We start from the raw sequence: 16,651 nt of genomic DNA, 5'->3' as shown, positions 1-16,651 counted from the left end.
GACATTGTGACGGTGACGATTAACGGTAAAGACTTTACTGGCGCAGTTGCGACAGACGGTACTTTCTCCATTAATGTGCCTGGTGCCGATTTGGCTGCTGATGCAGACAGCACCGTATTTGCCAGTGTTACCACCACCAATGCCGCGGGTAACAGTGCCACAGCAACAGATACACAGACTTACACTGTAAATCTGTTGCCGCCAGCACTGGCGATCAGTCTGGACGCTAACGTTGCAGGTGATGGCATTGTGAACGTCGCTGAATCTACAGCGGCAGCGATTCCAGTGACTGGTACAGTCAGTGGCCAGTTCAAGATCGGCGATACAGTGACCTTGACGATCAACGACAAGAGCTTTACTGGCACTGTTTTGGATGGTGGCAAGTTCTCAATCAATGTGCCTGGTGCAGACCTGGCAGCTGATTCTGATGCTACTATTTTTGCGAGCGTGACAACGACGAATGCCGCAGGTAACAGCGCAACTGCGACTGATACACAAACATACACTGTCAATACAGCACCACCAGCTGTTGCAATCAGCCTGGATGCAAACGTGGCAGGCGACGGCATTGTGAACGTTGCTGAATCTACAGCAGCAGCAATTCCTGTGACTGGCACCGTAAGTGGCCAGTTCAAAACTGGCGACATTGTGACGGTGACGATTAACGGTAAAGACTTTACCGGTGCAGTTGCGACTGATGGTACTTTCTCAATTAATGTGCCTGGTGCAGATTTGGCAGCAGATCCTGATGCAACGGTATTCGCCAGCGTCACTACCACCAATGCTGCGGGCAATAGCGCGACAGCAACCGATACACAAACATACACTGTGAATACAGCACCACCAGCTGTTGCAATCAGCCTGGATGCAAACGTGGCAGGCGATGGCATTGTGAACGTTGCTGAATCTACAGCCGCTGCGATTCCAGTGACTGGTACAGTAAGTGGCCAGTTCAAAACTGGCGACATTGTGACGGTGACGATTAACGGTAAAGACTTTACCGGTGCAGTTGCGACAGACGGTACTTTCTCCATTAATGTGCCTGGTGCAGATTTGGCAGCAGATCCTGATGCAACGGTATTCGCCAGCGTCACTACCACCAATGCTGCGGGCAATAGCGCGACAGCAACCGATACACAAACATACACTGTCAATACAGCACCACCAGCTGTTGCAATCAGCCTGGATGCGAACGTGGCAGGCGACGGCATTGTGAACGTTGCTGAATCTACTGCCGCTGCGATTCCAGTGACCGGTACAGTCAGTGGTCAGTTTAAAGTGGGTGATGTTGTTACCCTGACCATCAACAACAAGGACTTCACCGGTACAGTGCAAACTGGCGGTAAATTCTCAATTAATGTGCCTGGGGCAGACCTGGCTGCTGACACTGATAGCACGATCTTTGCAAGCGTGACGACGACAAACGCCGCAGGTAACAGCGCAACCGCCACTGATACACAAGACTATAAACTAGCAGTGAATCCAAACTTGTTTGCAACGATTGCCTTGGATGCCAACTTTGCTGGCGACGGCATTATTAATATCGAAGAAGCCAAAGCGACCACAACTATTCCGGTGACCGGTACCGTTGGTGGTGACGCTAAAGCAGGTGATCCAGTGGTCGTGACCATCAATGGTAAAGACTACAACGCGACAGTGATCACACGTACTGACGGTAAACTGGGCTTCAGCGTGAATGTGGCAGGTAATGAACTGGCTGCTGACCCAGACAAAACGATTGATGCTAAGGTGACTGTGAGTGACAACGCAGGCAATAGTCTGAGCCAATCTACTCAACTGACTTATACCGTTGATTTGACCCCGCCTGTCGCAACAATCGCTCTGGATGCTAACTTCGGTGGTGATGGCATCATCAACATTGAAGAAGCGAAAGCGACTTCAACTACACCAGTGACTGGTACCGTTGGCGGTGATGCCAAAGTAGGTGATCCAGTGGTTGTGACGATCAATAACAAAGACTACAGCACGACAGTGATTACACGTCCTGACGGCAAGCTGGGCTTCAGTGTCAATGTGGCCGGTAATGAACTGGCTGCTGACCCTGACAAGACCATCGATGCGAAAGTCACTGTGACTGACAACGCTGGTAACACAGCAAGCCAGTCTACCCAGCTGACCTACAGCCTGGACCTGACGCCACCTAAAGCAGAAATCGCTCTGGATGCTAACTTCGGTGGTGATGGCATCATCAACATTGAAGAAGCGAAAGCGACTTCAACTACACCAGTGACCGGTACAGTTGGCGGTGACGCCAAACTGGGCGACCCAGTCGTTGTGACCATCAATGGTAAAGACTACGCTACGACAGTGGTGACCCGTACTGACGGCAAGTTAGGTTTCAGTGTCAATGTGGCTGGTAATGAGTTAGCTGCAGATCCAGACAAGACCATTGATGCCAAAGTGACTGTGACTGACAATGCTGGTAACACAGCAAGCCAAACGACTCAGTTGACATATAGCCTTGATTTGACACCACCTGTGGCAACTATTGCTTTGGATGCTAATTTTGGTGGCGACGGCATTATCAATATCGCTGAATCTCAGCCGGGTGTAAATCAACCAGTCACCGGTACAGTAGGTGGCGAGGCTAAGCTTGGTGATCCAGTAGTCGTGACTATCAATGGTAAAGACTACAACACCACAGTGATTACACGTACTGATGGCAAATTAGGCTTTAGCGTCAGTGTGCCAGGTTCTGAGCTGGTAGCAGACTCTGATAAAACGATTGATGCGAAAGTGTCTACTACGGATACCGCAGGGAACGTTGGTGTCGCGACAACACAGTTAAGCTATGTGGTCGATAATGTTGCGCCAACTAAACCAACGATTGATAACATCTACGATGACTTTGGTGCAGTAAAAGGCAATGTGGCGAATGGCGGTGTTGCCGATGATGCAACACCAACATTAACCGGCAAGGCCGAGGCTGGTAGTACCGTTGCCATTTATGATGGTGCGACTAAGATTGGTACTGCTGTTGCTGATAAAGACGGCAAATGGGTATTTACGCCTACCACTGACATTACCAAAGGCTTGCATAACTACACTGTGACAGCTACTGATAATGCGGGTAATACCAGTGTGCCAAGTGATAACTATGCATACACGCTGAATCAGTCACCGGTTTTCGTGACTCTGAATTCAGAAACGAGCGTGTCTGAAGACGGCTTACCAGGCGGTTTGCTGGATGCTGGTCCTTCTAATGTGATCGCAACTGGCTCCATGGGTATTTCTGATCCTAATGGTGACTTGAAGAGCGTGACCCTGACGGAACCAACAACGACTTATACGTCAGGCGGTACGACCATTACCTGGTCTGGCAATAACACCGGCACGCTGATCGGTTCGGCCAATGGCAAAGAAGTGATTCGTGTGACTATCGACAGCAAAGGCGACTATGCAGTGCAGTTGTCTGGCCCGGTTGATCATCCAGTGGCAGGCCAGGAAGATACATTGGCCATTAAATTTGGTGTGAATGCCAATGATGCAGATAGCACCACCAAAGGTTCAATTACCATTAATGTGTCAGATGATGCGCCAACAGCAACGAATCAGACGGTGACAGCGACTACGACGGCTAACACCAACATCATGATTACATTGGATGTTTCTGGCAGTATGGACACAAGAGATGGTGTCAATAATCAGTCACGTTTGGCCAGTGCCATTCAGTCAGTGAAAAACCTGCTGGATAAATACGACGATATGGGTGACGTCAAAGTCGCATTGGTTGTTTTTGCCGGTTTGGATCAAACCAGACAATTAGGTAATGGCTGGTTGAGCATTGCAGACGCTAAAGCTTACTTGAATAACCTGATTGCTAATGGCAATACTAACTATGACTCTGCATTAAACACAGCAATGAGTGCATTTAACTCGACGGGTAAGCTGGATAATGCGCAAAACGTGTCTTACTTCTTTACGGATGGCCAACCTAACCGTGGCGTGGGTGGTGACGGTAGCTTGACTGGTTCAGAGAATAGCAACAACTCTGATAGAGGGATTCAGCAAGCAGAAGAGGCTACATGGATTACCTTCCTGAACAATAACCACATTAAGTCTTACTCTATTGGTATCGGCTCCGGTGTGACTTCAAACACTGAGCTAAATCCGATTGCTTATGATGGTCAAACGGGTACGAATACTGATGGCGTGCGTGTGACCTCATTTGGCCAGTTGGATTCAGTATTGAATGAGACTGTCGGTAGCTCAATCACTGGTAGCTTATTGTCTGGTGGTGGGTTTGGTGCAGACGGTGGTTATGTGAAGTCGATTGCAGTGGATGGGTCTACATACACGTTTAACTCATCAACCGGTGCAATCACTGTTACTGGCACCAACAACAGTACTTATGACACTGGCAGCCATAAACTGACGATTACAACCAGCAAAGGCACTTTCTTGGTGGATATGGATGACGGTTCATTCTCATTCACTCCAAAAAATACAAGCACTGCTGGCACCAGTACATTTAATTACACACTGAGCGACAATGATGGTGACACCAGCTCTGCCACGTTGACTGTCAATGTGGCCAAGCAGGTGACATCTATCCCGCAAGTTGCACCAGAAGTTGGCAATGGTATGGGTGCTGCAGGCTTGTTGACCTTGCCAGGCCTGCTGAACGTTGACTTGCTCAATTTCTCTAGCCGTCAGGCATTTACTGCAAGTGATGTGAATAACAACATCAGTTCTGTGACGATTGCTTATAACACTTTAATTGGTGTGACATTGGGTACGGCTTACCTGACTTACTCACAAGCGGTTGCGAGTGAGTTGGGCCTGAATGTTAGCTACACCCAAAGCAGTGGGTTCCTTGGCTTGATTGGCGCGAGTGGCAAAATGGTGATTACTGCCGCTGATGGAGGCACGGTTGATAACCTCGCCATCAACGAGTTCTTGTCCACGGTGAAAACCAATCAGCAGGCTGTGGATATTAGCTTGTTCCAGAACTTTACAATTACAGCGACGGACAGCACGCACCTGCAAGACAGTGAATCAGCTTCTAACCTGATTAATGTCGATTTGTTGAGCAGCAATAACACTGCTGCCATTCTGGGTGGTGATAGTGGCAATAACACAGTGACGGGCACCTCGGGCAACGACATCATTTACGGTTATGCAGGTGATGACACCTTGAATGGTGGCGCTGGTAATGACATCTTGCGTGGTGGTGCTGGCAACGATAAATTGAATGGCGGCGATGGCAACGACATCCTGATTGGTGGTAAAGGCAACGATACCCTGACTGGTGGCGCTGGCGTAGACGTATTCAAATGGGATCGTGGTGATGATGGCGTGGCTGGTACACCAGCGCGTGACACCATCACTGACTTTAACAAGAGCTCTGTCAGTCAGGGTGGTGATATTCTGGACGTGCGTGACTTGCTGCAAGGCGAGAATGCGGGCAACCTGGTGAACTACATTCACTTTGAAAAATCCGGCAGCGATACCATTGTTCATATCAGTTCTAATGGTGGGTTCGCAACCGATGCACACAATGTGTCTGGTAGCTTTAGTAGTGGCAATACTACCCAGCAAATCGTGTTGAGTGGTGTTGACCTAACCACTGGCCAAACCAGTGATGCAGCGATTATCTCCAACTTGTTGTCTCAGCAAAAACTGATTACTGACTAATTGCCAGTGTTAGTTAAAAAAGCGACCTTCGGGTCGCTTTTTTATTTTCTAAAGCCAGTTCAATCATTTTTACTGACAATTATTTGGTTACCTAACGAGGGCATCAGCTCGCATATCGCAATAAGAAGCATAAAAACATTTATTAACATATGGATGTATTTGTGGTTAATATTGGTAAAATAAGTTAATTAATGTTTTAGATTAGCTTGTATATGCATTTGGCAGATGGTGTATTAAAGGTTCAGCAACGCGTTGGTAGTATTCGAGTAGTGCAGTGTATCGTCGGTTTTTTGCTTTTGATTGTCAGCGGGTCTGTGGCGGCCTTGTATTCATTTCCGGCGGCGTCGGGCGCGCCGATGCCACCGGGTTGCATCGGTAGTGCGGGCGTGTATACCTGCACTGGTTTTATTAATATTCAAGATCAGGTGCAGTTTCTCGATAACGGTAATGTCAGTGTGACCGTGAATGGTGCCTTGAATGTCGGTGCTTATCGAGTAGGTAATGCCACACAATTAGCTAACGTCACGTTTTACAACAATGGTGCCGTCACACTCAATGCAAGTACCGTCTATGCAACCATTAATGCAGGTACTAATCTGGTCAATATTTATGGCGCGTCATACATCCGTGGCAATCTGCTTATTTCTAATGGCTCTATTAACGCTGCTGGCACCATACAGGGGGATGTGATCAGCAGTGGTTTCGGGTCTATTTTTATGGCACAAGATGCCGTAGTCAATGGCAATGTTGCTGGTAGAACTGGCCCGGTCACGCTCTCGCGGGCGGTGGCAGTCAACGGCATGTTGAGCACTACATCAGGCAGCCTCAACCTCTCAGGATTTAACACCATTACCAACGGGGTCAGTTGCGCTGGCTGCTATATGTTTGTCAATGGTCAGAATAACGCGTTGTCAGGCTATATTAACGTCGGTAACTTAGATGGCGCCTCTTCACAATATAGCAACTATTACGGCGCCATTAACGTGCAGGCAGGTTATCTAACCTTGGGCGCTGGCACGACGGTGCAGGGCGATGTCAACGTCACTGCAACCGGCTTGGTGCACGCGAGTATGACGATTTACCAAACGGTTATTCAAGGCACTGTTACTGTGCGCTCTGATATTGATTCAGGCGTATTTTTGTATAATGGTTCAACCATCAATGGCAGCGTGCAGGTGACCAATAGTGGGGCATTGGCTTCAATTAATAACAATGTGTATATTGATAGCCAGTCTGTAATTAATAACTCAGTTACGGTGACCGGGGCGATTGATAATTATGGCAAGATCACTGGGTGTGCGAAAAGTACCGCTAATAATATTTGGGCAATCAAGTTAGAGTTTAATTCAACCACCGGCGGGGTGTGCTGTGCAAACAGCGGCACCTGCTCTCAAACGTCGTGTGTGTATAACCCATTTGGGTACGTTGTGCGCAAATGTACTACGCAAGCTGCAAAATTCAACTGTATTGATCCGTCTGTGACTAATCCAAATGCCGCCAATGGCCATTTACTCACCCAGATAGCAAACAGTGCGTTTAATGTTGATGTGGTGGCGCTGGCGGCAGATAACAGCGTCAGTACCGGTTTTGTGGCGGTAGGGGAGGCCAATAAAACGGTTGAAGTGACAGTGGTGGATTGTGGTGATCCTGCCGTGTTGATTAATCAAACCTGTGGCGGAACCAAAACAACGCTGTCGACGCAGAGTGTGACTTTCAGCAACAGTGATCTTGGCCGCAAAAGCATCTCTGCAACGATCACCAATGCTTATAAGAACCTACGTTGCCAGGTGACTGATAGCAATGCTTTCCAGCCGATTTCTCTATCAACAGATAATTTTTCCGTGCGGCCAGCCAGCTTTAATAGTGTGAGCTCAAGTAATGCCAATGCCGATGTGACCAATGGCAGCAACACCAGCAATAGCCCTATCATTAAAGCAGGTAGTGGGCGATTTAACATGACCGTGACGACCGGGCTGACAAACTACAATGGCACGCCTAAAACAGACGATAGCAAGATTGTCGCACATACAGGGGCCGTGCGTTCTGGCACAGTCTCTGGCTCGTTTAACCAGGCTAGTATTGGCACAAGCACGGGCACAGACTTTAGTTATAGTGAGGTCGGCTATTTTAAATTTGCCGCGCAGGGTATTTACGATGATACGTTTACCCAGGTGGATGCCGGTGTGGGTGACTGTATTGCAGGGTTTACTGCTCTTAACAATAAGCAGGCCTGCTCCTTTGGCTATGTCCCGGCTACAACTGTCTATATGGGGCGCTTTGTGCCCGACCATTTTCAGGTCACCGCCGGTGTTGTGAGTAGAAACGCTTGTGGTGCTTACTCTTACTTTGATCAAGACACTCATCTTAACCCGGGGGTGACAACGCCGTTCACCCTTACCGCACAAAATGTGGCTAATGTCACAACGCAGAACTTTACAGGCACTTTTGCCGCTATTTTTGATCCTTTAAGGCTCAGCAATTACCATTTCACACTATCGCCATCCGTGGGGGCTACACTTGGTTTGAGTGCAGCGGCGCCTGCGTTAACTGGCAGTTGGATTAATGGTATTGCTGCGGTAGTGGCTAAACATAAGATTGCTCGCCCAGCTGCACCCGTTAGCCCGCAAAGCATGAGTATCTCTACCCAGCCTCAATATATAGACACTGGCGTCACGATCTCTTCGCCATCAACCGAGCTCGCGTCCAATTTGGATTACCGCTACGGTAAGCTGATGCTACACAACGCGCATGGCTCTGAGCTATTACCTTTGCCTATGCAACTAGAGGCGCAATACTGGAACGGTCTCGCTTATGTCAGAAACCAGCTGGATAACTGTACTGTCGTCCCGCCGTTAAGCGTGGCGCTTAAAAGTTATAAAGGTAATTTAGCCGCCTGTGAGACGACCTTGGCCGCTGGGGCCGTGATGAGTCGTGGCTTGCTAGGTTTAAAGCTTAGTGCGCCAGGGGTGGCGCAAAACGGCGTACCTAATACCGGCAGCGTTGATGTAGAAGTCAATCTTGGCACAGCGGCTATTGCTGAAAAAACCTGTGTTACCGCCTTGGAAGCTCCAGCCATCAGCGGTGTGCTGCCTTGGTTTGGGGCAGAGCCCGTTGCCCGCGCAACCTTTGGCATTTACAAAACACCGATTGTTTATATGCGCGAAAGTTTCTAATTGAGTCGCTTAACGGTGTAGGCAGCAACTTCGCACCCTACACCGTTTGCGTTTAAACCATCAATAAGTCTACAAACTGGTGAACAGGCGTTGCCTCTAGTGTTGCCTGATCTTCACATAGTGCCAAAATTTCAGCTTGTCTGGCCGTGTCAAACCGGCGTGCCAGATTCACCTTGAACTTCTTCACCAGCTCCGGGATGCCCTCGCCGCGGCGGCGGCGGTGGCCAATCGGGTATTCCACCGCGATATTGCTGGATTGCGTCCCATCTTTAAAGAATATCTGGATGGCGTTGGCAATTGAGCGTTTTTCCGGATCCAGGTAGTCGCGCGTGTATTCGGCTTTTTCGACACAGGTCATTTTGTCGCGTAAGGCATCAATACGAGGATCAGCCGCTGCGGCATCTTCATAATCCAGCGCCGTCAGGCTACCTTTGAGCAAACCGACAGCCGCCATATATTGAATGCAGTGATCACGGTCAGCCGGGTTATTCATCGGGCCGGTTTTATCAATAATACGAATCGCTGATTCGTGGGTGGTGATGACAATTTTTACAATATTGGCAATGTCCCCCAATGTTTGCAGACGGCTGCCCACCTCTTTATTCAATTGAAACGCAGACTCAACCGCGGTTTGCGCATGAAACTCAGCCGGGAAAGAGATTTTAAATAGCACTTGCTCCATGACGTAGCTACCGTACGGGCGCTGGAATTTAAAGGCATTGCCTTTAAACAACACATCGTAAAAGCCCCAGGTTTTAGCTGTTAATGCGCTTGGGTAACCCATTTCACCTTGCAAGGTCATCCAGGCCAAGCGCACCGCGCGTGAGGTAGCATCACCCGCTGCCCACGATTTTCGTGAGCCCGTATTGGGGCTATGGCGGTAGGTGCGCAAGCTTTGGCCATCGACAAAGGCATTTGAAACTGCATTGATAATATCCTGCTTGTCGCCACCTAGTAATTTGGTTACCACCGCCGTTGAGGCGATTTTGACCAGAATCACATGGTCGAGGCCCACGCGGTTAAAGCTGTTTTCCAGTGCCAGTACGCCTTGAATCTCATGTGCTTTAATCATTGCGGTCAGCACGTCTTTTATGGTTAACGCTGCTTTGCCTTCGGCTACGTTTTTGCGCGATATGTAGTCGGCAGACGCCAAAATACCGCCCAGATTGTCAGACGGGTGGCCCCATTCTGCCGCCAGCCAGGTGTCGTTAAAATCTAGCCAGCGGATCATGGCGCCAATGTTGAAGGCGGCCAGGATAGGGTCTAGCTGAAAGGAGGTGCCGGGTACTTTGGCGCCATTAGGCACTACCGTACCTGCAATCACCGGCCCTAGCAATTTGGTACAGGCCGGGTAGTCAAGTGCTTCAAAGCCACAGCCCAGCGTATCCATCAGGCAGTTGCGTGCCGTGTCATACGCCTCATTGGAGTTGATCTCAAAATCTGCCACGTAATTGGCAATATCCACAATCACCTGATCGGGATCGGGGCGGACGTTAGAAATATGGGCGGACATAATGTGTTTCTTTCAAATAAAAAGATTAAGCCACAGAGGACACAGAGGCTAAAAAGAAGCACGGGTTTCTCTGTGCTCTCTGTGTCCTCTGTGGCTAGACTAAGTTAACGTTTTTCCAGCGGCACAAATGGCCTGTTGTCGGGCCCGTTGTATTCGGCGTTCGGGCGAATAATTTTGTTGTCTATACGTTGCTCAATCGCATGCGCGACCCAGCCGGTGGTGCGTGAGATGACAAAAATCGGCGTGAACATGCCGGTGGGAATACCCATCATGTGGTAGCTGGAGGCGCTGTACCAGTCGAGGTTGGGAAACATTTTTTTCTCACGCCACATGGTGGCTTCAATGCGGGCAGAAATATCAAACAGCTGCATATTGCCTGCCGCTTCGCACAGTGACTTGCTGACCGCTTTGATAGATTCATTGCGCGGGTCAGCAATGGTGTAGACCGGGTGGCCAAAGCCAATGACGATTTCTTTGCGCGCCATGCGCGCCATGATGTCGGCCTCGGCTTCGTCCGGGGTCTGGTAGCGCTCAATGATCTCCATGGCTGCTTCGTTGGCGCCACCGTGTTTAGGGCCGCGCAAGGCACCAATCGCGCCAGTGATGCAGGAGTAGAGGTCGGACAACGTGCCTGCAATCACGCGCGAGGTAAAGGTTGATGCGTTGAACTCATGCTCGGCATATAACACCAGCGAGGTGTTCATGGCTTTGATATGCAACTCAGATGGTTTTTTGCCATGCAATATATGTAGAAAGTGCGCGGCGATAGAGTCGTCGTCCGTCTCTACCTCAATGCGTACACCGCGATGGCTAAATTGATACCAGTAGATGAGAATGGAGCCAAAGCTGGCAATCAGGCGGTCACCCAGTGCCTGTGCGCCGGCCGTGTTGCGGTCAACCGCTTCTGGCTCCAGTGTGCCCAACATTGAGCAGCCCGTGCGCATCACATCCATCGGGTGCGCATTGGCAGGAATCTGTTCCAGTACAGCTTTGAGTGCACTGGGCAGGCCGCGTAGCTTTTTGAGCTTTTGATGATAGGCAGTGAGTTGTGCCTGGTTGGGCAGCTCGCCGTAAATCAGCATATAAGCGACTTCTTCGAAGGTGGCATGTTTTGCCAGTTCAATAATATCGTAACCCCGGTAATGCAAGTCATTGCCACTATGGCCAACCGTGCAAATGGCCGTGGTGCCTGCAGCGACACCGGCCAGGGCCACCCCTTTTTTGCGTTTAGGGGCTTCGGTAGAGGGGGGATTGGTGCTCGTATTCATCGCTCAACTCCTACTCAGACTATTTCTTGTAAAGTGCATCCAACTTCTGTTCAAAAGCGTGGTAGCCCAGATGCTCATATAAATCGGCACGGCTTTGCATTAAGTCCAGCACGTTTTTCTGGGTGCCGTCTTTGCGTACGCTTTGATACACATTGAGTGCGGCCTGATTCATGGCGCGAAAAGCCGATAGCGGGTACAACACCATGCCCACGCCTGCAGTCGCCAATTCGTCCACAGTAAATAAAGGCGTAGAGCCGAACTCGGTAATGTTCGCCAGCACGGGCACTTTCACCGCATCAACAAATTGCTGATACATGCCTAACTCAGTCATGGCCTCTGGGAAAATCATGTCTGCACCAGCTTCCACGCAAGCACAGGCACGGTCTATCGCTGATTGCAACCCTTCAACTGCCAGCGCATCGGTGCGCGCCATCACCACAAAGTCATCGTAAGGCTTGGCATCAACGGCTGCTTTCACGCGGTCCACCATTTCATCCAGGCTGACAATGGCCTTGTTTGGCCGATGGCCACAGCGTTTGGCGGTGACCTGGTCTTCAATATGTACGGCAGCCGCGCCCGCTTTGGCCACACTTTTAATGCTGCGCGCAATATTAAAGGCGCCGCCAAAACCAGTATCAATATCCACCAGTAGCGGCGTATCCACGGCATCGGTAATGCGGCGGATATCAACCAGCACATCTTCCAGGCCAGAAATGCCCAGGTCAGGCAAGCCTAAAGAGCCTGCCGCCACGCCGCCGCCAGACAAATAGATGGCTTTAAACCCGGATTGTGTGGCCAGCATGGCATGATAGGCGTTAATCGCCCCTATGATTTGTAATGGCTTTTCGGCGGCAAGTGCTGCGCGAAATCGTGCGCCTGCTGAAGTCATTTGTTGCATATTTGAATCCTTATTTTTTGCCACAGAGAACACAGCGTTCACAGAGAGAGTCATCAAAGACTGATTGAAATGACTTGCTATTCAACATTGATTGAATGCTCATAAACTGAGTAAAAAAATCTCAGGTTTTCTCGGTGTGTTCTGTGACCTCTATGGCTAAGTATTAAAAAAACGCTTCTTCAGCATCTTCCGGCATGGCAACACCTGTTTGCTTGGCTTTTTGCAACACTTCCCAAAAGTAGCGATACGTCGCGCGGTCGTGCAATTCACCGGCATACTGAATCGGGCCCCAGTCAGCTGTTTGTGCGGCCAGTAATATGTTGGCGGCGTCGATGACTTCATCAAAGTTAGGTTTCATGGCATCGACAATCGCCTGAATCTGCGTCGGGTAAATACTCCACATGCGCATAAAGCCAAATTCGTTGCGGGCACGGTAGGCATCGCTGTAAGTGACTTCTACATTTTTCAGGTCGAGCGTCACGTTGTGTGCAGGCACTACGCCATTGGCCAGCGCGGCGGAGACCACTTCTGTTTTGGCACGCGCCAGCAAACGATGCTCAAACTGGCCAGGGCTGCGCATGGCGGTCGCAGGGATCGCGCCATGGTGCGCGCTGACAAAGTCCATCAGGCCAAAATCCAGCACTTGTAGCCAGGGTAATTGAGCAATCTCATGTACTTGCCTGAGCGCACCATGCGTTTCAATCAGGATATGCACCGGGATTTCACGCGTGATGCCATGCTGTTTTGCCACTTGCTGGATGTAAGTAATCATTTCGCGCGCTTGCGCGATGTCTGTGCATTTAGGAATGGTGATATAGCTCAGCACCTCACCGGCACCGCCGACCAAAATGTCGATGTCTTTTTTCCAGTGCGGATGCGTGTAATCATGAATGCGTGCACCCGCCATCTTGTATCGGTTAGCGTCAGAGTTCAAAATGCGCACGATCATCTCGGCGTGTGCCTGCTCCTGGCCGCTGGCGGCACCGTCTTCGCAGTCACAGGTAATATCAAACACCGGGCCAACGCCATTTGGCGTGGCCGGGTCTTGCAGCGATAACGCTTTCAGGATGAGTTTTTCACTGCCAGCAAAGTGTTCACAGGCTGGAATCACCGGAAACGGTTTTTCACCGCCAAACAGTGCCTGATTTGGATGAACGGCCATTATGAGTTTCCTTTTCTTGGCATTAAAACGGTGTAGTCCAGGTCGAGAACCACATGCGGGTGGTAGCCCTGTGTGGTTTTGATGTTTTCCAGCGTGGCGGGCGGCATATTTTTAACGCCTACCATACGCAAGCGCAGTGCACCCAACTCAGGGTGGGGCAGGGCCCACTTATCCAGTACTTTGGTCAGGCAGTAGATGGTGTCGCCTGCGTAACTCGGATTAGCGTGGGTGCCGCCATTAATCGCCAGAATAGAGATGGCATTTTCCAGGCCCTCATAACTCAGTGCGCGACAAGCCGAAATGACCACGCCACCGTAAACCAGGCATTGGCCCTGCGGCGTACTTTTCATCAAATGTGCATCAAAGTGCAGCCGCGCATTGTTCTGGTATAAATGCGTGGCCATGGTATGGTCACTTTCATTGATGGTCAGGCCTGATGGGTGGCGCATGCACTCGTCCACCGCGTAGTCATCCCACCAATATTTACCGCCGGTAGCTGCGCCCAGGCTGCTATTGAGCTTGAACTGTGGCGGCACGGCTAATGATTCAGCGCTCACAAACTCCGGCAACTCGGGAATCACGGTTTCTGGCGCCGGGGCATCCTGGTTTTTTTTGTGCACCATGACCCAGCGCACCCAGCTCAGCACTGGTTGGTGATGCTGGTTGACCGTGGTGGAGCGTACCCAGACCACACCATTTTTGCCGTTGGAATTCTGTTTGAGGCCAATCACTTCGCTTGAGGTCGTGAGGGTGTCGCCCACATAGGTCGGCTGTATAAAACGCACATCTGCGTAGCCCAAATTAGCCACCGCATTCACCGAAATGTCAGGCACGGTTTTGCCAAAGGCAATATGAAAGGCCAGCAGGTCGTCGATCGGTGCCTGCTGGTAACCTAATGACTGCGCAAGCGGCTCGCTGCAATGCAAGGGGTTGCGTGCGCCCGTGAGTGCAATATACAAGGCCGTATCACCTGAAGTGATGGTGCGCGGCGTAGCGTGCTGGATGGTTTCACCCAGAGTAAAATGTTCAAAAAAGCGTCCGGTGTTGATTTTTGTGCTCATTTTCAACTCCTTTATATAAACTCTTCTTCTAGCTCGGCGATGGCCTCTGCCAGTTGAATCAAGCGTTGTGCGGCTTTGATGTGGTGATGTTCGACCAGCTTGTCATTCACCACCACCGTGCCGCGCCCACCCTCGTTGGCTTCTTTGAGGGCTTTAATAATCAGCCGTGCATGCTCGACTTCTGCCCGTTGCGGCGTATAAGCATCGTTGCAATAAGCAATTTGTGCCGGATGCACCAATGACTTGCCATCCATGCCAATGTCACGGCCAATGCGGCAGGCATATTCAAACGAATGCATGTTTTTAAAGTCTGACGTAATGCCGTCAATCACGCCTTTGCCATAGGCGCGTGCTGCCAGAATCACTAGCGATAACGAAGTTAATATCGCTGATCGCTCGTGTGTCACGCGTGCGTGCAGTTGCGAAATCAGGTCCGAGGTCGCCATCACCATACAGATAATGCGTTCTGAAGCCGCGGCAATCTCTTTGGCATTCAATACCGCCAGCGGGCTTTCTATCATCACCATCATAGGCACATCTTTGCCGCCCGCATCGTCTAATAATTGTTGCGCCTGCAATACATCTTCGCGCGACTCTATATTGGGGAACAAAATCGCGTCTGCGCCTATGTTGGCCACCGCTTTAATATCGTCATGGCCCCAAATGGAGTGCAGGTCATTGACGCGCACCACGACTTCTCTTTTGCCGTAGCCGCCTTGCTGCACTGCATGTACCACATTGTGACGCGACTGGATTTTTGCATCGACCAGAATAGGGTCGCCCAGGTCGAGAATGACAGCGTCTGCCGCCAGTGACCGAGCACGTTCCAGATAATGCTGATTGCAACCCGGGACATAGAGTATCGAGCGCCTGGGTCTGAGTGCATACGACATGGGTTTTCCTTTGTTGCGGCAAGAAATTGGATTCATTATTCATGAATAAAAAAATGGTGTCAACAACTATCTTATGTCTTATATAAGATATAAAACAGTGGACAATAAAAAAGCCCTGTGATATAAACTAAAAACCTTGTTTCAGGTGCAATTGATGGTGCCAATCATGAATGGAGTCGGATCTATGGATAAGCAGTTAGGGTCGCCAAGTTACAGGCCGCTGTATGACCAAATTAAAGTGCTGATCACGCAAAGCCTGATCGGTGGGGAGTGGCGTCCCGGAGATATGATCCCCAGTGAGATTGACCTGGCGCAGCGATTTAAGGTGAGCCAAGGCACAGTGCGCAAGGCGATTGATAGTCTGGCGACAGAAAATATTTTGATCCGTCGCCAAGGCAAGGGCACCTTTGTCGCCACGCACAATCAGGATGACGTCAAGCTACGTTTTTTACGCCTGACAGCTGAAACCGGCCAGAAAGAAATGCTGCAAAATGCGTTTATTTCATGTGTAAAAGGCAAGGCCAGTGTACATATTGGCAAAGTGCTCGAAATGAAAGCTGGCGCCACTACCATTGATGTTAAACGATTGCTGACTTTTTCTGGTCGGCCATTGATTTATGACCACATTATTGTGCCAGCAGCACCTTTTAAAGGCTTGAATCGCGCCAAGGTAGAAGAAAGCAATGGCTCGATGTACAGCATGTATGAATCACAGTTTGGCGTGCGCATGATCCGTGCCGAAGAGCGCATCAAAGCGGTGGCTGCCGATGCAGAGGTCGCCAAAGCCCTGGGCCTGAAAGAAGGCTATCCATTGTTAAGTATAGAGCGCGTGTCGTTTACCTATGGTGATAAGCCGATGGAGTGGCGTTTGGGTTTATGTCTCACTGACGATCACCACTACATGAGCGAATTAGAATAGGGCGACTTTTGAAAACGCATTTTCGCGTTGTTGGACTTCGCTTGCCGTACTGATCGTACTGTCTGCGCTTGTCCGCCTAGCCAAAATGCATTTTGAAAAGTCTTGT

At 50.1% G+C, this 16,651-nt stretch carries 9 protein-coding genes; 3 read left to right on the top strand and 6 right to left on the bottom strand.

The window, feature by feature from the left end:
* The first annotated feature begins 12 nt into the window (after positions 1-12).
* Both METH5_RS15275 and METH5_RS0114635 read left to right on the top strand, forming a co-directional pair.
* Positions 13-5,658, top strand: a complete 5,646-nt coding sequence (locus tag METH5_RS15275; RefSeq protein ID WP_232411073.1) for an Ig-like domain-containing protein — start codon at positions 13-15, stop codon at positions 5,656-5,658.
* A gap of 212 nt (positions 5,659-5,870) precedes the next feature.
* On the top strand, positions 5,871-8,831 hold the full coding sequence (locus tag METH5_RS0114635) for a DUF6701 domain-containing protein (RefSeq protein WP_232411072.1): 2,961 nt from the start codon (positions 5,871-5,873) through the stop codon (positions 8,829-8,831).
* 52 nt (positions 8,832-8,883) lie between these two features.
* On the opposite strand, the gene METH5_RS0114630 is transcribed toward METH5_RS0114635, so the two are convergent.
* The 6 genes from METH5_RS0114630 to METH5_RS0114605 form a co-directional block, all read right to left on the bottom strand.
* Positions 8,884-10,344, bottom strand: a complete 1,461-nt coding sequence (locus tag METH5_RS0114630; protein WP_029149206.1) for a bifunctional 2-methylcitrate dehydratase/aconitate hydratase — start codon at positions 10,342-10,344, stop codon at positions 8,884-8,886.
* Between the two features lie 104 nt (positions 10,345-10,448).
* Complete coding sequence (gene prpC / locus METH5_RS0114625) at positions 10,449-11,612, bottom strand: 2-methylcitrate synthase (RefSeq protein ID WP_029149205.1); 1,164 nt, start codon at positions 11,610-11,612, stop codon at positions 10,449-10,451.
* 19 nt (positions 11,613-11,631) lie between these two features.
* Positions 11,632-12,510, bottom strand: coding sequence for a methylisocitrate lyase (gene prpB, locus METH5_RS0114620; RefSeq protein ID WP_029149204.1), 879 nt, complete (start codon positions 12,508-12,510; stop codon positions 11,632-11,634).
* 163 nt (positions 12,511-12,673) lie between these two features.
* A complete protein-coding gene (locus METH5_RS0114615; RefSeq protein WP_029149203.1) occupies positions 12,674-13,672 on the bottom strand; it encodes a CoA ester lyase in 999 nt (332 codons plus the stop codon).
* Positions 13,672-14,733 carry a MaoC family dehydratase gene (locus METH5_RS0114610; RefSeq protein ID WP_029149202.1) on the bottom strand — a complete coding sequence of 354 codons (1,062 nt, stop codon included), beginning with the start codon at positions 14,731-14,733 and terminating at the stop codon, positions 13,672-13,674. The genes METH5_RS0114615 and METH5_RS0114610 overlap by 1 nt, the downstream gene beginning before the upstream one ends.
* Before the next feature lie 11 nt (positions 14,734-14,744).
* Complete coding sequence (locus tag METH5_RS0114605; RefSeq protein WP_029149201.1) at positions 14,745-15,626, bottom strand: CoA ester lyase; 882 nt, start codon at positions 15,624-15,626, stop codon at positions 14,745-14,747.
* Between the two features lie 184 nt (positions 15,627-15,810).
* Here METH5_RS0114605 and METH5_RS0114600 point away from each other — a divergent pair, with 184 nt between their 5' ends.
* Entirely contained in the window at positions 15,811-16,545 is a 735-nt protein-coding gene (locus tag METH5_RS0114600) for a GntR family transcriptional regulator (RefSeq protein ID WP_029149200.1), read from the top strand.
* The last annotated feature ends 106 nt before the right edge of the window (positions 16,546-16,651 follow it).

The organism is Methylophilus sp. 5, from assembly GCF_000515275.1.
GTDB lineage: Bacteria > Pseudomonadota > Gammaproteobacteria > Burkholderiales > Methylophilaceae > Methylophilus.
This window is presented reverse-complemented; position numbering and strand designations above follow the sequence as displayed.